The sequence below is a fragment of the Streptomyces sp. NPDC104814 genome, assembly GCF_055583185.1.
The window spans coordinates 1,624,517-1,646,097 of the sequence record NZ_JBVJOL010000001.1; the positions used below are offsets into that span (position 1 = coordinate 1,624,517).

The 21,581-nt window shown below is 73.4% G+C and carries 19 protein-coding genes; 9 read left to right on the forward strand and 10 right to left on the reverse strand.

Annotation, left to right across the window (positions count from 1 at the left end):
- Positions 1–9: 9 nt before the first annotated feature.
- Positions 10–1,290: a cytochrome P450 gene (locus ACZ64A_RS06920; protein WP_469808698.1), complete on the reverse strand. Its 1,281-nt coding sequence runs from the start codon at positions 1,288–1,290 to the stop codon at positions 10–12.
- A gap of 141 nt (positions 1,291–1,431) precedes the next feature.
- Here ACZ64A_RS06920 and ACZ64A_RS06925 point away from each other — a divergent pair, with 141 nt between their 5' ends.
- The 6 genes from ACZ64A_RS06925 to ACZ64A_RS06950 all read left to right on the forward strand — a co-directional run bounded on the left by ACZ64A_RS06925 (position 1,432) and on the right by ACZ64A_RS06950 (position 7,618).
- The gene (locus ACZ64A_RS06925) at positions 1,432–1,917 is read left to right on the forward strand and encodes an NUDIX domain-containing protein (protein WP_469808699.1); all 486 of its coding nucleotides are present in this window, start codon (positions 1,432–1,434) and stop codon (positions 1,915–1,917) included.
- A 71-nt stretch (positions 1,918–1,988) separates the two neighbouring features.
- Complete coding sequence (locus ACZ64A_RS06930; protein ID WP_469808700.1) at positions 1,989–3,545, forward strand: prenyltransferase/squalene oxidase repeat-containing protein; 1,557 nt, start codon at positions 1,989–1,991, stop codon at positions 3,543–3,545.
- An 87-nt stretch (positions 3,546–3,632) separates the two neighbouring features.
- Positions 3,633–4,772, forward strand: coding sequence for a winged helix DNA-binding domain-containing protein (locus ACZ64A_RS06935; RefSeq protein ID WP_469808701.1), 1,140 nt, complete (start codon positions 3,633–3,635; stop codon positions 4,770–4,772).
- A 178-nt stretch (positions 4,773–4,950) separates the two neighbouring features.
- Entirely contained in the window at positions 4,951–6,516 is a 1,566-nt protein-coding gene (locus tag ACZ64A_RS06940) for a phytoene desaturase family protein (RefSeq protein WP_469808702.1), read from the forward strand.
- A gap of 191 nt (positions 6,517–6,707) precedes the next feature.
- Entirely contained in the window at positions 6,708–7,079 is a 372-nt protein-coding gene (locus ACZ64A_RS06945; protein WP_361624062.1) for a phage holin family protein, read from the forward strand.
- Positions 7,076–7,618 (forward strand): DUF3618 domain-containing protein, encoded by a 543-nt coding sequence (locus tag ACZ64A_RS06950; RefSeq protein ID WP_469808703.1) that lies wholly within the window; start codon positions 7,076–7,078, stop codon positions 7,616–7,618. Before ACZ64A_RS06945 ends, ACZ64A_RS06950 begins: the two co-directional genes overlap by 4 nt.
- A 198-nt stretch (positions 7,619–7,816) precedes the next feature.
- Here the strand turns inward: ACZ64A_RS06950 and ACZ64A_RS06955 are convergent, their stop codons facing one another.
- From ACZ64A_RS06955 to ACZ64A_RS06975, 5 genes are all read right to left on the reverse strand, one after another.
- Positions 7,817–9,445, reverse strand: a complete 1,629-nt coding sequence (locus tag ACZ64A_RS06955) for an alkaline phosphatase D family protein (RefSeq protein WP_469808704.1) — start codon at positions 9,443–9,445, stop codon at positions 7,817–7,819.
- A gap of 124 nt (positions 9,446–9,569) precedes the next feature.
- Complete coding sequence (locus ACZ64A_RS06960) at positions 9,570–9,704, reverse strand: hypothetical protein (RefSeq protein WP_469808705.1); 135 nt, start codon at positions 9,702–9,704, stop codon at positions 9,570–9,572.
- Positions 9,705–9,753: 49 nt separating this feature from the next.
- Positions 9,754–10,842: a carboxylate-amine ligase gene (locus ACZ64A_RS06965; RefSeq protein ID WP_469808706.1), complete on the reverse strand. Its 1,089-nt coding sequence runs from the start codon at positions 10,840–10,842 to the stop codon at positions 9,754–9,756.
- Between the two features lie 163 nt (positions 10,843–11,005).
- Positions 11,006–11,926, reverse strand: coding sequence for an NAD-dependent protein deacetylase (locus tag ACZ64A_RS06970; protein ID WP_469808707.1), 921 nt, complete (start codon positions 11,924–11,926; stop codon positions 11,006–11,008).
- 367 nt (positions 11,927–12,293) lie between these two features.
- The gene (locus ACZ64A_RS06975) at positions 12,294–13,415 is read right to left on the reverse strand and encodes an AI-2E family transporter (protein ID WP_469808708.1); all 1,122 of its coding nucleotides are present in this window, start codon (positions 13,413–13,415) and stop codon (positions 12,294–12,296) included.
- 302 nt (positions 13,416–13,717) lie between these two features.
- Here ACZ64A_RS06975 and ACZ64A_RS06980 point away from each other — a divergent pair, with 302 nt between their 5' ends.
- Positions 13,718–14,152 (forward strand): hypothetical protein, encoded by a 435-nt coding sequence (locus ACZ64A_RS06980; protein WP_469808709.1) that lies wholly within the window; start codon positions 13,718–13,720, stop codon positions 14,150–14,152.
- Positions 14,153–14,235: 83 nt separating this feature from the next.
- Here ACZ64A_RS06980 and ACZ64A_RS06985 read toward each other — a convergent pair whose 3' ends face one another.
- The gene (locus ACZ64A_RS06985) at positions 14,236–14,631 is read right to left on the reverse strand and encodes an STAS domain-containing protein (RefSeq protein WP_469808710.1); all 396 of its coding nucleotides are present in this window, start codon (positions 14,629–14,631) and stop codon (positions 14,236–14,238) included.
- Positions 14,632–14,807: 176 nt separating this feature from the next.
- Here ACZ64A_RS06985 and ACZ64A_RS06990 point away from each other — a divergent pair, with 176 nt between their 5' ends.
- The gene (locus ACZ64A_RS06990; protein ID WP_469808712.1) at positions 14,808–15,269 is read left to right on the forward strand and encodes an ATP-binding protein; all 462 of its coding nucleotides are present in this window, start codon (positions 14,808–14,810) and stop codon (positions 15,267–15,269) included.
- A gap of 225 nt (positions 15,270–15,494) precedes the next feature.
- On the opposite strand, the gene ACZ64A_RS06995 is transcribed toward ACZ64A_RS06990, so the two are convergent.
- The 3 genes from ACZ64A_RS06995 to ACZ64A_RS07005 form a co-directional block, all read right to left on the reverse strand.
- A complete protein-coding gene (locus ACZ64A_RS06995) occupies positions 15,495–16,406 on the reverse strand; it encodes a poly-gamma-glutamate hydrolase family protein (RefSeq protein ID WP_469808713.1) in 912 nt (303 codons plus the stop codon).
- A 164-nt stretch (positions 16,407–16,570) separates the two neighbouring features.
- Entirely contained in the window at positions 16,571–17,107 is a 537-nt protein-coding gene (locus ACZ64A_RS07000; RefSeq protein WP_469808714.1) for a hypothetical protein, read from the reverse strand.
- Positions 17,108–17,336: 229 nt separating this feature from the next.
- Positions 17,337–17,669 carry a nuclear transport factor 2 family protein gene (locus ACZ64A_RS07005; RefSeq protein ID WP_469808715.1) on the reverse strand — a complete coding sequence of 111 codons (333 nt, stop codon included), beginning with the start codon at positions 17,667–17,669 and terminating at the stop codon, positions 17,337–17,339.
- A gap of 324 nt (positions 17,670–17,993) precedes the next feature.
- On the opposite strand from ACZ64A_RS07005, the gene ACZ64A_RS07010 reads away from it, so the two are divergent.
- Positions 17,994–21,566 carry an AfsR/SARP family transcriptional regulator gene (locus tag ACZ64A_RS07010; protein ID WP_469808716.1) on the forward strand — a complete coding sequence of 1,191 codons (3,573 nt, stop codon included), beginning with the start codon at positions 17,994–17,996 and terminating at the stop codon, positions 21,564–21,566.
- The last annotated feature ends 15 nt before the right edge of the window (positions 21,567–21,581 follow it).

Genomic DNA, 21,581 nt, shown 5'->3' on the forward strand with positions numbered 1-21,581 from the left:
GGGCGCCCCTCATCGGACCGGAACCCCGGTGAGGGTCGCCCGGAGCGACCCCTCAGGCCGCAGGTTCGCTCCGAACACGGCCGTACGGGGAGCGGCGGTGAGGCGCGGCCGGCAGGCGGGAAGCAGCAGGCGCAGCAGCGTGACCATCTCCTGGAGCGCGAAGTGCTGGCCGAGGCAGGCCCGGGCTCCGCTGCCGAACGGCAGGTAGGCGGCCGGGTGGCCGGGGCGCTCGCCCCCCGGCAGGAAGCGGAACGGGTCGAAGCGTTCGGGGTCCGGCCACAGGCCCGGGATGCGGTGGGTGAGATACGGGCAGAGCAGCACGCTCGTTCCCGCGGAGACCGGATGCCCGTCGAGGACGTCGTCCCGCGCCGCGTGGCGCGGGACGAGCCAGACCGCCGGATACAGCCGCAGCGTCTCCTGGACGAGGGCGCCGAGCAGGGCATCGCGCCGGGCGGCGTCCGGCGCGGAGGCCCAGGCGGTGAGGAACCGCTCGTGGACGTCGGGGTGCCGGTCCAGCAGGACGAAGAGCCAGCACAGTGTCTGGGCCGTCGTCTCGTGACCCGCGACGAGCAGCGTCACCAGCTCGTCGCGGATGAGCCGGTCCGTGTAGTGCGGGTCGGTCCCGGACGCGTCGAGGAGCAGGCCGAGCAGCGTGGGGGAGGGGCGCGACGTCTGCCGGGCGCGATGGGCCCGGGCCGCCGTGATGACGCGGTGGGCGGTGGTGTCGATCTGCCGCAGAGCGGCGTCGACGGCGAGTGACGGGTCGGACGCGCCGCCGGCGGTGGGCAGAGAGGCGACCACCGTGTCCACGGCGTCCAGTTCGCGTCGCGTGACCTCGTCCAGGGCGGAGCCGGTCAGGGAGCGCCAGATGGTGTCGAGGGCGAAGAACCGCATGTCCTGCCCGACGTCCACCGGGGTGCCGGCGCTGACGGCCGCCTCCCAGCGGTGGGCGACGCACTCGGCGGCCGCGGTGATGTGCTGCGCCCAGCGTCTGGTGCCGGTGACGGTGAACTGCGCCTGCAGCAGCCTGCGTTGCCGCTTCCAGGCCTCGCCCGTGGCGGAGATCAGACCGTCGCCGAGCAGCGGCCGGGCGCGGTGCCCCCGCTTGACGTAGACGTCCGGGCGTCTGGCCAGGACCTGCTGCGTCGGCTCCGGGCCCGTGACCAGGACGCAGGACCGGTCGCCGAGGCGGACGGCGGTCAGCGGGCCGGCCGCGGCGGCCTCCCGCAACACGTCGATCAGGTCGTTCGGCGCCTGCGCAGGGGCGCTGCCGGCTTCGTCGGGGGTCATGAGGCTCCAGGGTCGGACGGGCCGACGGCACCCGTGGGACGGCACCGCGGCGACAGGCCGGGATATTACCCTGCGAGTAAAGATCATCACGTGCAGTAGTATCCGCAGGCGGAATGGCCATCGGCAGCTGAGGACACCAGTGTGACGGGACTGGAAACCGTGGACTACGTGGACGCGGACGACCGCCCCGTGGCATGCGGTCCTCGCGGAGGCGCCGCCGCTCGGGGCCTGTGCTACCGGGTCGCCGCGACCGTGTGCCTGGACCGGGCGGGACGTCTCCTGGTCTACCGCAGATCCCCGCGCGCCCCGGTCTACCCGTCCCACCACGACATCCTGATCGGCGGCTGTCCCCGGGCCGGGGAGAGCTACCGGGAGGCGGCCGTACGTGAACTGCGCGAGGAACTGGGCGTCCGGGCCGCACCGCGCCCGGTGCTCCGCACCAAGTGCGAGTCCCCGGTCGGCGATTGCTGGCTCGCCGTCCATCTGGCCGAGATCCCGGCCGGGTTGCGGGTGAACCCGCGGGAGATCGCCGACCACTTCTTCGTTCCGCCGCGCCGGCTGCTCGCACGGATGCCGAGCCCCTTCGTCCCCGAAGGGCACCGCGTCCTGACCCGCCTGTTCGCCTGACCCGGGCCACGGCGCGCATCTGTCCCCACCCTGTCCGGGTACCCCCACCCGCCCGACGCGAGAAAGACACCGTGACCGCATCTCCGACGCCCACGGGCACGACGCCCGCACACCTCGACGCCGCCGTGACCCGCTGCCGGGACCGGCTGGCCCGGCGGATCACGGCCGCCGTAGGGCCGGACGGCCTGCTGCCCGCCCCGTGCGCCGGCCGGGTCCTGGAATCCGCCCTCGCTCTCGCCCTGCTGAACGCGGAGCACGCACAACCGGAAGCGGCCCGCCGCCTCACCGCCTTCCTGCGCTCATCGCTGCACAGCGACCCGCCGGACCCCTTGCAGCGTGCCGTCGCCCACGCCGCCCTCGGCCAAGGCTGCGACGCCGAAGGCGCGTTGCGCGACGCACTCGGCGCCTTCGACCACTTCACCGCCGACCGCAAGCGGCTGATGTTCCAGACGCTGCTCGCCGCGCTCGGCGCCACCGAGTACCCCCGTGTCCCCTGGGAGGCGTACGACGCCACCGGCCAGCAGAGCTGGCTGCGGATGGAGATGGCGGCGCTGAAGGTGCTCACCGCCCACGGCACCCACCGCCCCGACATGGTGGACGACGCGGACTGGCACGCCCTCCTGCCGGCCCTGCAACCCGGGCCCGCCTGGGAACGCAACAACTTCGCACAACTGCTCGCCCTGCTCGCCCTGCGCCACCGTCCGCGTCACCGCGCCGCTCTCGGCGACACCCTCAAGCATGTCGCCGGCCGGCTGCGCCCGGACGGCGGCGTGCCCTTCGTCGACGGCCTGGACCTCTTCGCCACCGCGGTCGCCGGGCTCGCCCTGTGCCGCATCCATCCGGCCGCCGCCGAAGTGCCGGCCATGGCCGACGCCCTGGCCGTCCGCCGCAACGCCGACGGCGGATTCGGCTTCCACCCCGGCGTCCGGCAGAGCGACGTCGACGACACCTGCTACGCACTGGAGTTCCTGCGCCGGGCGGCGCCCGAGCGGCACCGGGCGGCCATCGGCGCCGCCGAGAGGTACCTGCTCGGCGTCCGCAACCCCGACGGCGGCTTCCCCACCTTCGCCCGCGGCACCAGCTCCGAGATCGCCATGACGGCGGCCGCGGCCACCGCGCTTGCCCCCGACCCCGCCCATCGGGAGACGGTCCGCGCGGCCGTCCGTCACGTCGCACGGAGTCAGCAGGCCGACGGCACCTTCGAACGCAGCTGGAGCCGCAGCGCCACGAACGCGATCTTCCGCGCGGTCCTCGCCCTGCGCTGCACGGACCCGGACGACCCCGAGACGCCGGCGTTCACGGCGGCGGCCGAGCGGGCGTTGCGCCACCTGACCGCCACCCAGCACCAGGACGGCGGCTGGGGCCACACCCCCGGCGACAGCAGTGACCCGGTCACCACCGCCTACGCCGTCATCGCCCTCAGCAGCCTGCCCGGCCACCGCGCCGCACGCGACCGGGCCCTCGCCCACCTCGTCGCCCGGCAACAGCCCGACGGCGGCTACCGCAGCCGCCCCGACCAGGCGGGCCCCCGCCCCCTGCTGTTCGACGTACCGGTCCTGGCGGACGTCTTCGTCCTGCTCGCCCTGTCCCACGCCACCGTCCCCACGCCGACGGTCACCGCGCGGTGACCGCCGCCGGTTCCGGTCGGCTCAGCTGCCGCACCGACATCAGCAGACCGGCAGCGGACCCCCGGGCCGACGCGGCACAATCCGAAGGTGAGACTCACCGCGCGCCGACTCGCTCTGGCCACCCTGGACCGCCAGTTTCTGCTCGAACGCCGGCCCCTCGGGGTCGTCGAGGCGGTCCGCCGGGTCTGCGCCCTGCAGGCACAGTCACCGGCGTCGCCCTACCTGGCGCTGTGGAACCGCGTGCGCGACTTCGCGCCCGAAGATCTCGACGCGGCGTTCGCGGACCGCCGGATCGTGAAGGCGACCCTCATGCGCCTCACGCTGCACGCCGTGCACGCCGAGGACTACGCGCCCTTCCGCGCCGGCATGCTGAGCACCCTGCGCGGGGCGCGGCTGTACGACCGCCGGTTCACCGCGACGGGGCTCACCCCCGCCGACGCCGACGCGCTGATGCCCGAGCTCGCCCGGTACCTGGCGCACCCCCGCACCGGTGCCGAGGTGCAGGAGGAGATCACCGCACGGTTCGGCGAGCACGCGCAGCGCGTGTGGTGGGCGCTGCGCACGTACGCGCCCGTGCAGCACGCGCCGACCGGCGGACCGTGGTCGTTCCGGCAGCGGAACGCCTACCGCGCCGCTCCCGCCGCCTTCGAGGCGACGCCGCAGGAGGCGGCCGCCGGCGTACGACGGCTGCTGCTCGCCTACCTGGAGGCGTTCGGCCCGGCATCCGCACGGGACTTCGCCCGCTTCACCCTGCTGACCAGCCCGGTGATCACGCAGGCGGTGCACGAGCTCGGCGACCGGCTCGTGCGCGTGGCCGGCCCGGGCCGCGCCCCGCTGTTCGACCTGCCCGACGCCACCGTGCCGGCCGAGGACACCCCGGCGCCGCCGCGGCTGCTGCCCATGTGGGACAGCGCCCTGCTGGCCCACGCCGGCCCGGGACGGCTCGTCCCCGAGGAGTACCGGCCCCTGGTCGCCCGGCGCAATGGCGACACGCTCCCGTGTCTGCTCGTCGACGGGCAGGTCGCCGGCGTCTGGCGCGCCCGCGAAGGCGGGATCGAGCTGACCGCCTTCCACCGGCTCGACGCGACCGCCTGGCGCGCTCTCACCGAGGAGGCGGAGCGACTGGCCGCGCTGCTGAGCCCGCGTGATCCGGCGGTCTACGGCTACTACGGCCACTGGTGGGACAAGGGGTTCCCCGGCGTCGAGAGCCGCACGGTCAAGCCGTAGCGGGGGCGGCCGCGTGGCCGGGAGTACGGCGGACTGCTCGCACAGCGGCCGCCCCGACCGGTGGGTGCGCACGGCCGGCGGCGCCGTCGCCGCTGACTGACGGAACAGTCAGCAAAGCCGCCCACGAGGCGGTCGTTCCCGCTCTTGTTGCCGTGCCCCGTGCGTGTTAGCAAGGGACATGCCTCGCAACCCCTCGATCTCCCGGGACGTCTACGACGTCGTCATCGTCGGTGGTGGCCACAACGGCCTGGTCGCCGCCGCCTATCTGGCCCGCGCCGGGCGCTCCGTGCTCCTGCTGGAGCGGCTCGGCACCACGGGCGGCGCGGCGGTCTCCACCCAAGCCTTCACGGGAGTGGACGCCCGCCTGTCGCGCTACTCCTACCTGGTGTCCCTGCTCCCCGCGAAGATCGTGAACGATCTGGGGCTGCGCTTCCAGGTGCTCAAGCGGTCCATCTCGTCGTACACCCCGGCCGTGCGTGAGGGGCGCGCCACCGGTCTGCTGGTCGGCGGCGGCGAGGAGCGGACCCGGGCGGCCTTCCGGGAGTTCACCGGCTCCGACGCCGAGTACACCGCCTGGCGGGACTTCTACGGCATGACCGCGCGGGTCGCTCGGCGGGTGTTCCCCACGCTCACCGAGCCGCTGCCGAGCCGGGAGGAACTGCGGGCCCGTATCGGCGACGAGGACGCCTGGCGGATGCTGTTCGAGGAACCCCTCGGCGTCGCCATCGAGGACCGCTTCCAGGACGACGTGGTGCGCGGTGTCGTCCTCACCGACGGCCTCATCGGCACCTTCGCCGACGCGCACGACCCCGGGCTGGCCCAGAACGCCTGCTTCCTCTACCACGTCATCGGCGGCGGGACCGGCGACTGGGACGTGCCGGTCGGCGGCATGGGCGCCTTCACCGGCGAGCTGGCGCGGGCGGCCCGGGAAGCGGGCGCCGAACTCGTCACCGGCCACGAGGTCGTCCGGATCGAACCGGACGAACGCCTCGGCTCGGTCACGTACGACGACGGGTCCGGCGAGGCCACCGTCGGCGCCCGTACGGTCCTGGTCAACGCCTCGCCCGAGGCCCTGGCCGCGATGCTCGGCGACACCGTCGCCGAACCCGCCGAGGGCGCCCAGCTCAAGGTCAACATGCTGCTGCGCCGACTGCCGCGGCTGCGGGACACCGCCGTCGACCCCCGGGACGCCTTCGCCGGCACCTTCCACATCTCCGAGAGCTACGACCAACTCGCGCGCGCCTACCGGGAGGCCGACGCCGGCCGGCTCCCGTCCGCCCCGCCGTCGGAGATCTACTGCCACTCGCTGACCGACCCGACCATCCTCGGCCCCGAGCTCGCCGCGCAGGGCTACCACACCCTGACGATGTTCGCACTGCACACCCCGGCCCGCCTGTTCGCCGAGGACAACCAGGGCGCCCGCGAGGCTCTGACCAAGGCGGCCCTGGCCGAGCTGGACGCGGTGCTCGACGAGCCCATCGCCGACTGTCTCGCGCACGACGGGGAGGGCCGCCCCTGCATCGAGGCCAAGACACCCCTCGACCTGGAGGGCGAGCTGCGGCTGCCCGGCGGCAACATCTTCCACCGCTCGCTGGCCTTCCCGTTCGCGACGGAGGCGACGGGACGCTGGGGCGTGGAGACCGCGTACCCCAACGTGCTGCTGTGCGGCGCCGGCGCCGTACGCGGCGGCGGGGTGAGCGGCATCCCCGGCCACAACGCCGCGATGGCCGTGCTCCGCGCATGAGTCCTCGGCCGGATTCCACCGAAGGCTCCTTCCGCATGCCCTGAACCGGCCGGAAGCGGGTACTCGCGCGCGCACCGGACCGTGCCACGGCACGGTCCGGTGGCAGACGAAGCGAGAGACGGGAGGTGATCGTCGTGCCGAGTACGCAACCCCATACCGGACCGGGGCAGCACACATCCGGTGGAGAGCCGGTGGCCGAGCTGGTGCAGCGGGCCTCGCAGCAGCTGACCGAACTGGTACGCGGCGAGCTGCGCCTGGCGCAGGCGGAGATGAAGGAGAAGGGGAAGCGGTACGGCAAGGGCGGCGGGCTGTTCGGCGGAGCCGGCCTCGTCGGGTTCCTGATGCTCCAGGCGCTGGTGGCCACCGCGATCGCCGCCCTGGCGGTACCGCTCCCGGTGTGGGCCGCGGCCCTCATCGTCACCGCCTGCCTCGGGGTGATCGCCGCGGTGATGGCGCTCACCGGCAAGAAGCAGGTCGACCGGGCCGCCCCCCCGACGCCGCAGCAGACCATCGAGAACGTCAAGGCCGATGTGGCCGAGATCAAGGAGAGTGCCCACCGATGACCCAGCCCCCGCACGACGAGCCGACCGCCGCGGGCCCCGAGGAACTGCGCGAGCAGGTGGAGCAGACCCGCAAGGAACTCGGGGAGACCGTGGAGGCGCTGGCGGCCAAGACGGACGTCAAGGCGCGCGCCCAGGAGAAGGCCGCCGAGGTCAAGGAACAGACCACCGCGAAGGCCGGCGAGCTGAAGGAACAGGCGGCGCTGAAGGCCGGTGAGGTGAGGGAACAGGCGGTGCTCAAGGCCGGTGAGGTCAAGGAGCAGGCGGTGCTCAAGGCCGGTGAGGTGAAGGCCAAGGCCGCCGAGGCAGCCGCCCGGGTGCAGGACAGGCTGCCCGAGCCGGTGCGGGACAAGGCCGCCCAGGCCGCCGATCAGGCCCGCGGTACAGCGGCCCGGGCCGGCCGGCTGTGGCAGGACAAGGCGCCCGAGCCGGTGCGCACCGGCACGGCACGGGGCGGCCGGCTCGTCCGGGACAACCGCGGGCTGCTGCTGGCGGCCGCCGCGGCGACCGGGATCTGGCTGCTGTACCGCCGCAAGGGATGAGCGGCGGCCGGCCGCGCCCGTACCGCCGGACGGGAACCTGGCGCGGCGGCCTTCCGCGGTGAACCCGGAGGGCCGGCTGCCACGAGCAGCCGGCCCTCCGGCCTGCTCGCCGCCACCTGGTGGCGCGCCTCTGCACCGCAGGTGTCTCAAGCCCCCCCGCGAGTAAGCGGCCGCTCGCCCGCTTCTGCTGCGGCGGCGTCACGCGGAGGCGAGGGTGCGGTGGTCCACCGTGTGCAGGGTCGTGTCGGCACCGGTGCGTTCCAGTCGCAGCCGGGCCGAGCGCCCCCGCATCGTCAGGGTCATGAGCTGGTTGCCGAACCAGGGGCCGCCCTTCTTGCGCCACCTCACCGGCGGCCGGGCACACCGGCCGTGGCGGGCGAGGACGCGCCCCAGCAGACGCGCGGGTGCGCTCCATCCGAAGTGGAAGCCGAGCCGCATCGTCAGCGGAACGGAGTTGTGCACCGGGGAGCAGGTGAGCTGGACGACGGGGAGAGAAGGCCCGCCGGATCGCCACGATGCCTGCGCGAGGTAACCGTGGTGCACGTCCCCGGACAGGACACACACCGTGGCGGGCGCGTCGGGACGGCTGCCGACCTCGGCGATCAAGCCGGCGAGGTCGGCGAACGAGCGGGGGAAGGCCGCCCAGTGCTCCAAGTCGGCCGCCCGGCGCAGGCGTTCACCCAAGCGGGCCCAGCGCCGGCCCCGCTCGCCGGCGCACAGCGCCGCGTCCCAGGCCTCGATGTCGTGCACGAGATGAGGCAGCAGCCAGGGCAGCGAGGTGCCGATCAGCAGATGGTCGTACGATCCCACGTCACCCAGCACCTGCTCGCGCAGCCAGTCCTCCGTGCCCGGGTCGAGCATGGCACGGCGGTCCTCCTGAAGAACCCGCGCCGCCCGGGAGTCCACCATCGCCACCCGGACCCGGCCGACGTCGCGCCGGTAGCTGAACCGCACCGAGGCCGGGTCGGCGTCGGCCCTCTCGGCGAGGGCGCGCACCGCGTCCGTGCCGTCCGGTGTGGCGCAGACGGCCTTGTACGTGGGGTCGTCGGCCAGTTCGGCGGGGGAGAGGTTGCCCAGGTGCTGGTGCACCCAGTAGGACATCAGACCGCTCAGCAGGCGTTTCTGCCACCAGTCGGTGGTGCGCATGTCGGCGAGCCAGGCGGCGGAGGTGTTCCAGTCGTCGACGATGTCGTGATCGTCGAAGATCATGAAGCTGGGCACGGTGGACAGGAGCCAGCGGACCTCCGGGTCGAGCCAGGACTCGTGGTAGAGGCGGCAGTACTCCTCGTAGTCCGTGACCTGACTGCCCGGCGGCTCCTCGAGATCCCGGCGGCCGGCCAGCCAGCTCCGCGTCGCCTCGCTGGTCTCGTCGGCGTACACCTGGTCCCCGAGCAGCAGCAGGACGTCGGGGCGTTGCGCGTCGGGGCCGGCCGACAGCCGCCGGGCCAGCGAGTCGAGGGCGTCGGCACCCACGGGGTCCTTGCCGTCGGCCGGGGGAGCGGCCCAGCGGCAGGAACCGAAGGTGACCCGGACGGCGTCGTCGGGGGCCCGCACCCGGATGACGGAGGCGGGGAAACGGGAGTCGGGCAGGGGCCACACGGGGGTGTCGTCCAGGAACACCTCGTACGACGGTGCGGTACCCGGCTGCAGTCCGGTCACCGTGACGAGCGCGTAGTGATGCCCGCAGACCTGGAAGGTCGGCGCCGAGCCGCCCGCGCCGTCCGAACAGCGCACCCGCGCGACGCACGGACGGCTGGTCTCCACCCATACCGTGGCGCTCGAGCTGTCGGTGTACCTCAGCAGCGGTCCCAGACACAGTTCGACCACGGCGACAGACCTCCCGCGCCACTCCGTACGGTGGAAACGACGACCGTTGAACCGTACAGGGCTGGGTGGCGGACGGTCCCTGCACCGAGGTCCGCGCCGCGGCACCGGCCGCTGCGACCGGCTTCTACTGCCCGCTCTGTTCCTTCGCGTCCTTGCTCTCGCCCTGGGCGTCCTCGGACGGCTGCTTCGTCCCGGTCTCGGTCTGTTCCTGCTCGAGGTGCTTGCGCACCTCTTCCGGCTTGTCGCCCACCTGGTCCATGCCCCGCTCCCATCCTGTATCCGGTCTGCGCCCTACGGCCGCGGCGGCGTCAGGGCAGCACGGTCGCCTCGGCGAGCATGTCCATCACCGCGGGCAGTCCGCCCCGGGCCCACGCCATCCGCTGCCGGTCCGCTCCCGTCCCCTGCTGCAGCAGACGGTGAACGAGCGCGGTGACCTGGCGAGCGTCACCGGCTTCGGCCAGCGCCGGCTCGACATGTTCCAGGAGCTGGTACACCACGTCACCGGCGCGGCAGCGCCTGCCCTCGGGGTCGATCAGTTCCTGACTCAACCCGTGCCGCGCGGCCTGCCACATCGACGCCTTCAGCAGCTCGGCGTCCGGCGTCGTACGGCCCTCCGCGACCTCGCGCATGGCCGTCAGGGCGAGACCGCGCACCAGGCCCGCGAACAGCACGGCGTCGTCCGTGCGCGGCTGGACGTCCACGCAGCGCACCTCGACCGTGGGATAGCGCTCGCACAGCCGGACCTGCCAGTACAGCTGCCCGCGGTCCGCGATCACACCGGTGTCCAGCAGGCGTTCCACCCGCAGGTCGTAGTCCGCGTCGTCGGTGAAGTGCGGCGGGATGCCGCTGACCGGCCACCGGTCGAAGACGAGGGTGCGCCAGCTGGCGAACCCGGTGTCGTCACCGTCCCACAACGGCGAGTTGGCTCCCATGGCGGTCAGGGTCGGCAGCCACGGCCGCATCCGGTTCAGCACTTCCACGCCCATGTGCCGGTTCGGCACGGCCACATGCACGTGCATGCCGTTGACCATCTGCTCGGCCACGAGTTGCGGCGCCTGGCGCAGCATGGCTTTGTAGCGGGCCTTGTCCGTGACCTGCACCGGAGCGTCGTGCACCATCGGAGAGGTGCCGCTGGCCAGGACGCGGCAGCCGAACGTCTCGCCCGCCTCCACCACCGCGTGCCGCAGCCGCAGCAGGTGCCCGCCGACCTCCTCCAGCGTGTGGCACACCGGGGTGGCGACCTCCACCTGCGCCTGCAGAAGTTCGAGCTGGATCTCCCCGGCGGCCACGAACGGCTCGAGACCGGCCGCGGCCCGTACTTTCTCGCCGTACGCACTCAGCCGTCCTGTGGCCGCGTCGACCAGGAAGTACTCCTCTTCCACACCGACGGTTGTCATCAGTCGTACCCCAACCGCCCGGCACCGCCTCGCAGCAGTGCGATTGTCCGGGCCCCCGACACCGATTGTGCCTCGTGTGTGCCGACTGCGCGGGCCGTGGCTGAAGAGTGCCTTGCCTGCCCTCGTCCCAAACGTCCGGCTTGGTCCGAAGCGGCCCGGTGCGTCACAGCAGCGGTGACTCCGGCCCGGCCGCCGTATCGGGCTCGACGGGGACGTCCAGGCGGTCGGCGACCGTGGTCAGGGCCGTCCCGAGGGGGAGGGCGACGCGGGTGACGGCGTGCGGGTCACCGCGGGTGGGGTCGCGGTTGACGATCAGCACGGGTGTCCCGGCCTGGGCGGCCTGGCGGACGAAACGCAGCCCCGACATCACGGTGAGTGAGGAGCCGAGGACCAGCAGCGAGGCCGCCTCCTGGACGAGCGTGCGGCACTGCTCGACCCGTCGGGGCGGGACGTTCTCGCCGAAGAACACCACGTCGGGCTTGAGGATCCCGCCGCAGACCGTGCAGGGCACCACCTGGAAGTCCCCGACCTGCGCTTCGGTGAGGTCCGCGTCACCGTCGGGGTTGATTCCGGCGGCCACCGGGTCGAAGCCCGGATTCGCCTCCTCCAGGCGCCGGGCGAGTTCGAGGCGCGGGCTGAAGGTGCCGCAGGACAGGCAGACGACCCGGTCGAGGCTGCCGTGGAGTTCCACGACGTCCTCGCTGCCGGCGGCCTGGTGCAGTCCGTCGACGTTCTGGGTGATCACGCCGGACAGCAACCCGTGCCGTCCGAACGCGGCGACGGCCCGGTGCCCGGCGTTGGGGCGGGCCCGGCCGAAGACCCGCCATCCGAGGTGGCTGCGCGCCCAGTACCGGCGCCGGGCCTGGGCGCTGGCGGTGAAGTCCTGGTACGTCATCGGAGTGTGCCGGCTCAGGCTGCCGCCCTCGCCCCGGTAGTCGGGGATGCCCGACTCGGTGGAGATACCCGCCCCGCTGAGCACCAGCACACCGCCGGCGCCCAGAGCGTCGGCGACCGGCTGCAGATCGGTGGTGCCTGGCGGAAGGTCCTGGGGTGGGGTCCAGCTCAGTGTCGGGCGCATGCGCATGCCGCCCAGGGTACGGAAACCGGCTCCCGTCGGTGTCTCTCACCGGTCAGCCGCGGCACCGCCCCGAGCAGGCGCGCCGGGCGGCGAGGCCCCCGACCCGCGGCTCAGGGGGCCGCGGCTCAGGGGGCCGCGGCTCAGCGGGGTGCGGCTCAGCGGTGCACGCTGTGCCAGGGGGGCGAGCGGTGCCTGGCCGCGGCGGGTGTCGTGCCCGGACGAGGGGCCGCTGTGGCACCCCGTCATGAGGCAGCCGTCGCGTTCCGCCGCACGGCGAGCCGTCGTGCCCGGCCGCGGGCGTGAGTCGGCGCGTCCCGGCGCGGGGCGAGATGCCGGGCCCCTCCCGCAGCGGGGAGCGGCGCGCGGCCCCCGGTCAGTGCGGCGGAGGCCCCGGTCTCAGGGCACGGAACACCGCCCAGGCGACCGAGATGAAGGGCACCGCCACGACCGCGCCGATGACACCGGCCACGGTGCCGCCCGCGAGGACGGACACGGCCACGACGAGCGGGTGCAGGCGTACCGCCCAGCTCATCACCAGGGGATGCAGGACGTGCCCTTCCAGCTGGCCGACGATCACGATGAGGGCCAGCACGACGAGCGCGATGACCGGCCCCCGCCCCGCCAGCGCCACCACCGTCGCCACGCCGAGGGCGAACGGCGAGCCGACCAGCGGTACGAAGGCGGCGAAGAACTCCAGCAGCGCCAGCGGCAGTGCCAGCGGCACCTCCAGTGCCAGCAGGGCGATCCCGACGAGTACGGCGTTGGTGGCGGCCACGATGATGATGCCCCGCGTGTAGCCGGCGAAGGCCCTCCAGGCTGCCCGGCCCGCCTTGTCCCACGCCGATCGCGCGCGGCCGGGCACCACCTCGTCACGCGACCAGGTCCACAGCCGTTCGCCGGAATGGAGGAAGAAGACCGAGGCGAAGAGCGCGAGCGCGCCCCCGGTGACGAACTCCACGGCGCGCCCGATACCGCTCAGGGCGCTGCTGAGCAGCCCGGCCCGGTGCGCGGAGAGGTAGTGGACGATCTGGTTCTGCAGATCGGACAGTTTGCTCTGGCTCAGCCGGAACGGAGGGCGCTGCAGCCACACTTCGATCCGGTGCACCCCGTTGCGGAACTCGTCGGCCAGGTTGGAGGACTCGTTCGCCACCGCGTCGCCCACCAGGGCGAGCAGCCCGAGCAGCACCAGGATGCTGCCGACCAGCGCGAGGGCGACGGCGAGCGGTCTGGGCAGCAGGCGGTCGAGCAGGTCGGTGGCGGGACGCAGCACCGCCGTGATGACCAGGGCGAGGAACAGGGCCACGGCGATGATCTGGAAGCGGCCCAGCACCGTGAAGACACCGTAGACGACGATGCCGACGAGGATCAGCCGCCAGGCGTGGGCGGCGGCGGAACGCAGCCAGGGGCCGGTGTGATCGGTCGTGGCAGCGGCTGCCCCGCGTGGGCGGCGCAGGGAAAGCCGTACGGTGTGCGCGGGGCGGCTGCCCAGTGCCACACGGCCGCCCGCGCGGCCCCCGCGCCCCTCGCCGGCCGCCCCGCGACCTGATTCCGCCACCACGCCGCATGCCTCTTTCGTTCACCGCGTCACCGGTCACCTTGCAGAGCACCGTATGCACGATCGTGGCGGGGAGCGGTCTGCAACGCCGGGAGGGGCACCCGCTCGGTGGGGGGTGCTCCGGGGGCCGCGGACCGTGACCCTCGCGGTGGCCGGAGCCCCGGAGCGTCAACGCGGGGCCGTCGCACGCTCCGTACGCCGCACCGGGTTTGTGGGCGTGGTCCGGGGCAAGCCGAAACTCCATGAGTCAAGCGAACAAGGGAACCGATCAGAACTCGGACACCACCAAGGCGGCGGCCGCCACCCGCTCGCGGGGCAGCGCCGGCAAGGCGGCCGCGTCCGCGGCCTCCCGCGGTGTCAAGAAGGCGGAGGCCAAGGCCGGTGACGGGGTGTCGACCGCGAGGACCGGAGCGGGGCGGGCCGCGGGCGAGGCGGCCGGTGCCGTGAACGCCGCGGCCAAGGGGCTCGACGCGGGCCGACGTGCCGTGGTCACCGCTTCAGGACAGGTGGGCGCGGTGGCCAGGACCGCATGGACGGTCGTCGCCCGGCGCAAGCTCGTCGCCGCGGGGGTCGGTGCCGGTGCGACGGCGCTCAGCGCGGCGTCCTACGCCCTGGGCCGCCGTGCGTCACGCGGCGCGCAGGGGCCGCTCACCCGGCTGACGGGCGGCCGCATCTGACGGAACAGGGGCCCCGCGCCGGTGCGCGGGGCCCCTGCCGTCGGCCCGGTCGTGATCCGGGCGCCGTCCGTTGCTCCGTTCCGTCAGGCGAGTGCCGCGTCCAGCGTGGGGCGGCAGTCGATGACGGTGTCGATGGCGACGAGTTGCAGGGTGCGCAGGACGGGCCCCGTCGGTGCCGCCAGACGCAGCCAGCCACCGGCCCCGGTGAGGGCGTTGTGGGCGGTGAGAAGGATGTTGATCCCGGTGGAGTCCATGAACGTCACCTGGCCCAGATCAACGACCACTCTGGGCCGGGCGGCGCGTGCCGCGTCCAGCGCCTCCCTCAGCTGCCCGCCCGTGTCGTGATCGATCTCGCCCGCCACGGTGAGCACCTGGATGTCCGCGGCCGCCGACGACTCGACCGACAGACCGGTCCGCCGCTGTGCGTGCGTGCCGTGTTCGCCGTCGTTTCCGGGGTGCGCACGTCTCTCCTCTGCCATGCGGGCGATACTGGCATACCTGTGCCGCGGCGGAAACGCCTGGTCCGGTGGCGGGGCCGTGGTGGGTCCGTGAGCCGGGAGGTGCGGGTCTGTGGGCCGGGAGAGGGGTATGAGGGGCTGTTCGGGCGTGCCGGGGTACGCGGTGGGGTGTGGAGCACGGAGTGAAGGCGGTCAGGGTGGATTCGGTCCCGTGGGGTGACGTCGGTGTGATAGTGGATGCGCGGAGTCTGCGGACCACGGTGACCCTGGGCGGGAGCAGCGCGCGTATCGCCCAGGCGCGGCACTGGGCGGCGGCGTTTCTCGTGCGTATGCGGGACGATCACGCGGTGCCGGTCTCGCAGCGGGCGCTGGATGTGACCCAGCTGGTGGTGAGTGAGCTGGTCACCAACGCCCAGAAGTACGCGCCGGGCCCGGTGACCATGGATCTGGGGATCGTCGGCGACCTGGTCGAGGTGGCCGTCCGGGACTCCGATCCGACGCTGCCCGAGGCCCGGACGGCGGATGCGACCAGGGTGGGGCAGCACGGACTGGAGATCGTGCGGGCCGTCGCCGAGGCGTTCGAGGTGGAGCGGCAGCAGACCGGCAAGCGGGTCATGGCCCGGATCGCCCTGCACGACGGCGGGGCCGGCAGAGGCTGACCATTCGAGCGGTCCGACAGGATCTGACCGCTCGTACGGGTTCCTGTAGCGCGGCGCCCGGCCGTACGGCCGGCGGCACACGAGCGGTGTCGGCTCGGGGGCCGTGTGCCCGGCGGCCACGGTATGCGTGGACGCCCGGCGTCAGCCACCGGCCGCCGTCAGCCACCGGCCGCCGTCAGCCACCGCGGACGGCCCGGCACCCGGGAAGGCGCCGGGGCGGGACGGTCAGGCCTGAGGCGCGTCGAGGCCGAGCTCGTGGTTCTTGATCGCCTCGCGGACGGCGCCCACGAAACCGTTCCAGAAGCGGTCGGCGTAGGGGCTGTCGGTGCTCGGCACGCCGGCCGTCGTGCGGCGCTTGGACGCGCCGGAGAAGTCGCCGAACATCGCCTTGCGCAGCGCGGTGGACATCTCCAGCTGGGCGCCGGCGCCGGTGCGGGTGCGGTTGACGATGTTGGTGGGGTCGTCGCCGTTGATCGGGTCGGTGGAGCCGGCGAAGACGACGGTCACCTCCCAGTCGGCGTTGCCCGTGTTGGTGGTCAGGCCGTACTTCGTGAAGGCGGCCTTCAGGTTCCGCTTGAGCCGCTCGTCCCGGCCGCCGATGTTGATCTTCTTCACGGTGGTGTCGTCGAAGCCGTGCAGGGAGACGGCGTACAGGTTGCCCGTGGTGACGGCGAGGGCGGCCGGGTCGTCGCAGTGGGTGGACGTCACGTGCTGCGCGGAGGAGTTCGCCAGGGCCTCGAACATCCAGTAGTCCCGCTGCGTCTCACCGGGCACCGCCGCGCTGGAGGGGTCGGTGTTGTAGTCGAACGGCGTGTACCCCGCGATGGCCAGGCACAGTTCGCTGGTCCCCGCCTCGATCCCGCCGCCGTGCGGCGCGATCACCGCGGTGCTGTTGACGGGGTTGCTGGTGGTGCGGGCATTGTCGGTGATCTGAGCCGGTGCGCCGATACGGAACCGGCGCATCCAGTCGGTGCCCTCCTTGTCCGCGGTGAGGGTGTACAGGTTGGTGTTGGAGCTGTACTGGTCGGCCGCGGCGGCCGGCGTGGCCCCGTTGCCGACCACGGCGTTGAGCGTGGGCACGGCGGCGGCGACGGCGGCGACGGAAGCGAGGACGGTGCGTCTGCTGGTGTTCTTCACGCCGGTGATCATGCACCATGACCCGGCGACCGCCGAGGCGGGGTCTCCCTGAACATGACAATCCGGTTACGGGCTCCGGTGTACCCCAGGTGATGCGGTGCCGGCCTGACGAGGCGACAGAGCCGTCTCCTGCCACAGGTCCTCGTCCTCTACGGGCCGGCGGGTCAGTCCTCGGCCACCTGGGCAAGGGCTTCCGTGATCATGCGGGTGGCGAAGTCCTCGTCGTCGGTGATGCGGTTGATGTGTTCCGCGAGCAGGAAGGCCGTGGCCTCCAGGGGTGTCAGCTCCGGCTCGGTCCAGTAGCCGTACTGTTTGCGCCACAGGCTGGGACTCAGGCCGGTGCCCGCGGCGATGACCAGGCCGGCCATGGTGGGGATGGCCTCGGGGCGGACGCTCTTGGTCATCATGCGCATCGAGGCGACGAGGTTCGGCACCACGCATTCGATGACGTCCTTGTCGTGGTCCTCGTAGGCCATCCGCAGCCACTGCATGAACATGTAGATGAGGGTGCAGGCGCCGTCCAGCAGGTCGTCGACGCCACCGGGACCCAGGGACGCGGCGAACTGCTTCACCAGCGCCTGCTGTTCGGGATCGGGCCGCATCCGGCGGTCGTGGACGGCCTTCAGCCGGGAGTCGACCATCATGAGCGCCGCACTCACATCGCCGGCGGGGGCATGGAGCGGGTCACAGGGTGACGGCACGGGACTTCCTCCTCGGGTGACCTCGGTGGGCAACTGCGCCGTCTCCGAACAGTAGACGGCCGCCGCGACGAGGGCCGGGCGAATCCCCGATCGGCCGCTCCCGGACGGCGTGAGCGAGCCGTCGGCGCAGGCCGCGTGTCAGTCGCCCGGTGGCCGGGCCGCCGCCAGGGCGAGCAGTCGTACGGGCCGTGTGCCGCGCGGGGCGTGGTGGTGGCCGCCGCGCCCCCGCTCAGTGCTCCGTCGCCGCGTAATAGCGGTGGCAGGCGCGGAGCATGCCCTGGGCCGAGAGGGTGAAGACGTCCACGAACTCCCGCTGCTGGGGCGCCAGTCGGCCGACCACGACCACACAGTCGCCGTCGGCCACGATACGGCTGATCAGGTGCCGGGCGCCGGGCGGGCGCGGTCGCTCCAGCTCCGCGCCGAGGGTGCCGGTGTCCAGGAGTGAGCCGTAGCCGTCGATGTCGCCGGCGTCGAGGTAGTCGTAGGCGAGGCGGACGTGGTCGACCCCGGAATCGGTGACGACGCGGCTGGGGCTGAGGCGGCGGGGCTGCGGGATGCTCATGGCGGGGTCCTTTCGTTCGGCCGTACCGCGTGGCGACGGTGGGGGCGGTGCCGTGACACCACCCTCGGACACGCCCGTATCCCGCTGCTATCGCACCCTTATCACGCCCGGGCCGAGAACCGCCGGCAGAGACCGAAGGCGCCGTACGAGAGGGGCCGCGGCCTGCGGGGAAGCGGCTCCCGGCACGCCGGGCCGACCGATGAAATCCGGCCAACGTCGCTTCATCGCCATGAAATCTCCACACCATGGACAACGCCTGAACGTTTCAGCAAGACTGTGCCCCGCTCCACCATCTGTCCAGGTGCGGCTCCGGCTGGGAGACTTATGACTGTTTCGCCCGGCGGGGCTCTGTGCGCTCCGGAACCGGTGGCCTTCCGTATCCTCGGCCCGTTGACGGTCGCCGGCCCGAGCGGACCCGTACGGGTCCCGCCCGGACGTCAGGAGGTCATCCTGGCAGCGCTGCTGCTGGAGGCCGACCGTGTCGTCAGCACCGACTACCTCGTCGACCTCATCTGGGACGACGAGCCGCCGGACACCGCCCGCACTCAGGTCCAGATCTGTGTGTCACGCCTGCGCAAGCTGTTCACCAAGGCCGAGATCGCCGCCGCGATCACCACGCGCCCGCCCGGCTATGTCCTCAGGACCGAGGGCGAGTCGGTGGACGCCCTGCTCTTCGCGCGCCAGGTGGCCGAGGCACGCGCCGCGGCCCGGCAGGGCGACCTCGACGCCGCCGCCGCACTGCTGCGCGCGGCGGACGGGTTGTGGCAGGGCAACTGCCTGAACGGGGTGCCCAGCGACACCTTGCGCAGCAAGGCGCTCCAGCTGGACGAGGAGCGGATGACCGCGGCGGAGACCCGCATCGACCTGGAGCTGGACCTCGGCCGGCACCACGACCTGGTCGCCGAGATCCGCACGCTGGTGCATGCCCACCCCCTGCGGGAACGGTTGCGCGGCCAGCTGATGCTGGCCCTGTACCGCTCGGGGCGGCAGGCCGAGGCGCTGGAGACCTACCGCGCCGGGCGCGGACTGCTGGTCGAGGAGCTGGGGCTGGAGCCCGGCAGCGAACTGCGCGGACTGGAAGCGGCCATTCTGGCGGGCGAGGTGCCCCCGGCGCCCGGCACCGGCACACCGCGCGGTGACGGCGGTCCCCGCACCAGGGAGGCGGCGGGGCTGGAACCGGCCGGTCCGGCGGGAGCGGTACGGCTGAGTGCGGCGGCCACAGCCGGAGAAGGAGCGGCGCTTGCCATGGCCGGCCCCACCCTCGGCGGTGACGCGGCACCCGGGCTCACGGCGAGCGGTGATCACGCGGCCCTGCCCGTCATGGGCGGCGACGGCAGCCCCTGCCCCGCCCCGGACGGCTACCCGGCCGGCCTGCCCGCCACCCTGCTCCTCGGCACGCCCGGGCAGCCGGGGCCGGGCAGCACGGCACCGGCCATGCCGCCGGTGGCCGGGGCGGCGGGAATGCTCCTGCCCGGCCTGTGGCCGAAGGGCACCGAGATCCCCGGCGGCACCGTCCCGCCCGGACCGTCCACGACGCCGCCCCTTCCCGGCGGCGCCCCGCGCCGCGCCGAGGACGCCCAGGACACGGCGGCCGGCCGGCCCACGCACAGCCAGTCCACGCACAGTCCGTCCGCTCCCACTCCATCCACGCACACCCCGTCCGTGCAGGGCCCATCCGCGCACACGCACGGCGCAACGCCCGCCGGTGAGGAGATCCCGCGGCAACTGCCCGCCGACACCTCCGACTTCGTCGGTGACGAGGAGCAGATCACCGGACTGGAGAGGACCCTGCTCGGCGACGGCCTGCGCCGCTTCGTCGGGCTGGCCGTCATCGTCGGCAAACCCGGCACCGGCAAGTCCACCCTCGCCACGCACGTCGCCCACCGGCTCGCTCAGCACGCCTACCCGGACGGCCAGTTGTACTGCGACCTGCGCGGCACCACCGGCGCACCCGCCGCGGCCGGCGAGGTGCTCGGGCGTTTCCTGCGGGCGCTCGGCATCCCCGGGCCGGTCATCCCCGAGTCCCAGGACGAGCGGGCCGAGATGTACCGCACGTTGCTGGCCTCGCGCCGGGTCCTGGTCGTGCTCGACGACGCGGTCTCCGAGAGCCAGGTACGGCCGCTGCTGCCCGGCAGCAGTCACTGCGCCGTACTGGTCACCAGCCGCATCCGGCTCACCGGGCTGCCGGGAGCCGAACGCGTCGAACTCGACGTGATGGACACCGAGCGGGCCCTGGAACTGCTCGCCCGGGTGATCGGCCCGGACCGCGTGGGAAGAGAGCGCGCGGCGGCCGAGATGCTGGTCCGGACCGTCGGCGGGCTGCCGCTGGCGCTGCGGATCGTGGCGGCCCGGCTCGCCGCCCGCCCGCACTGGAGCCTGGCGTCGATGGTGCAGCGGCTGGCCAACGAGCGGCACCGGCTGGACGAGCTGACGCACGGTGAGATGACCATGCGGGCCAGCCTCTCCCTCACCCACGACGGGCTCGCGCCCGAGGACCGCCGGCTGCTCCGGCTGCTGAGCCTCTCGCAGGCGGCGACCCTGCCGGGCTGGCTGGCCGGGGCCCTCCTCGACGACCACCGCCCCTACCCGTCGGACCTGCTCGAGCCGCTGGTCGACGTACAGATGCTGGACGTGGTCGGGGTGGAGTCCACCGGCGGCTTCCGCTACCGCTTCCACGAGATCATCCGGGTGTTCGCGCGGGAGCAGCTCGTCCTGCACGACGAGCCGGCCGTGCAGACGGCCGCCCTGGAACGGATGACGGGCGGCTGGCTCTCCCTGGCGGAGCAGGCGCACCGGCGGATCTACGGCGGTGACTTCACCGTGCTGCACGGCACGGCCCCGCGCTGGGTGCCGCCGGAGAACTGCGTGGACGAGCTGCTCGTCAACCCCCTGGAGTGGCTGGACAGCGAGCACGCCGGTCTCGTCCAGGCCGTCGAACAGGCCGCCGCCGCGGGGATGGACGAGCTGTGCTGGGACCTGGCGGCCACCCTCGCCACCTTGTTCGAGGGCAAGGGATACTTCGACGACTGGCAGCGCACGCACCAGCAGGCGCTGGAGTGCGTCCGCGCGGCCGGCAACACCCGGGGCACCGCCGCCCTGCTCAGCTCCCTCGGCGTACTGCACCTCGGCCGCAGCCAGCACGAGGAGTCGCAGGCGGCACTGACCTCCGCCCTGGACCTCTTCCAGGTCCTCGGCGACCGGCAGGGCCTCGCCCTGTGCCACCGGGACCTCGCGCTGCTCGCGCGGATGCGGGGCGACGACGACCGGGCACTCACCCTGTACGACCGGGCGCTCAGGGACTTCGACCAGGCCGGTGACGTGGTGGGCCGGGCCATCGTGCTCACCCAGAGCGCACACATCTGGATGCGGCGCGGGCAGACCTCGGGGGCACAGGCCCGCCTCGACGAAGCCCTCGGCATCTACCGCTCGGTGGGATACACCGGCGGTGAGGCGCGCACCCTGCGGCGGGCCGGACAGCTTCAGCAGGGGCAGGGCCGGCACGAGGACGCGGTCAGGACGTTCACCGAGGTGCTGGAGCTGTGCCGGGACCACGGGGACGTGATCGGCGAGGGGCATCTGCTGCGCGACCTGGGCCACGCCCACGCCGAGATGGGACGGGGCGAGGCGGCACGCGGGTTCTACACACAGGCGCTGACGGTGCGTGAGCAGATCATGGACCACGGCGGGGCGGCGCTGATCCGGCTGGACCTGGCGCGGCTGCTCACCGCGCGCGGCGACGCGGCGGACCGGGCGTGGTCGCGGGAGCTGCTGGAGACGGCGACGGCGGCGTTCCGCGAGCGGCGGATGGTCCCGGAACTGGCGGAGGCGGAGCGGTTGCTCGACGCGACGGGCGCCATGCGGGCCGACGGGGCGGCCGGCTGGACCGCTGACCGGTAGGGCACGGCCGACCGG

Coding starts and splice junctions, on each gene's coding strand:
- ACZ64A_RS06920 (WP_469808698.1), bottom strand. CDS start 1,290: ATGACCCCCGACGAAGCCGGCAGCGCCCCTGCGCAGGCGCCGAACGAC.
- ACZ64A_RS06940 (WP_469808702.1), top strand. CDS start 4,951: ATGCCTCGCAACCCCTCGATCTCCCGGGACGTCTACGACGTCGTCATC.
- ACZ64A_RS06950 (WP_469808703.1), top strand. CDS start 7,076: ATGACCCAGCCCCCGCACGACGAGCCGACCGCCGCGGGCCCCGAGGAA.
- ACZ64A_RS06960 (WP_469808705.1), bottom strand. CDS start 9,704: ATGGACCAGGTGGGCGACAAGCCGGAAGAGGTGCGCAAGCACCTCGAG.
- ACZ64A_RS06965 (WP_469808706.1), bottom strand. CDS start 10,842: ATGACAACCGTCGGTGTGGAAGAGGAGTACTTCCTGGTCGACGCGGCC.
- ACZ64A_RS06970 (WP_469808707.1), bottom strand. CDS start 11,926: ATGCGCATGCGCCCGACACTGAGCTGGACCCCACCCCAGGACCTTCCG.
- ACZ64A_RS06980 (WP_469808709.1), top strand. CDS start 13,718: ATGAGTCAAGCGAACAAGGGAACCGATCAGAACTCGGACACCACCAAG.
- ACZ64A_RS06985 (WP_469808710.1), bottom strand. CDS start 14,631: ATGGCAGAGGAGAGACGTGCGCACCCCGGAAACGACGGCGAACACGGC.
- ACZ64A_RS07005 (WP_469808715.1), bottom strand. CDS start 17,669: ATGAGCATCCCGCAGCCCCGCCGCCTCAGCCCCAGCCGCGTCGTCACC.
- ACZ64A_RS07010 (WP_469808716.1), top strand. CDS start 17,994: ATGACTGTTTCGCCCGGCGGGGCTCTGTGCGCTCCGGAACCGGTGGCC.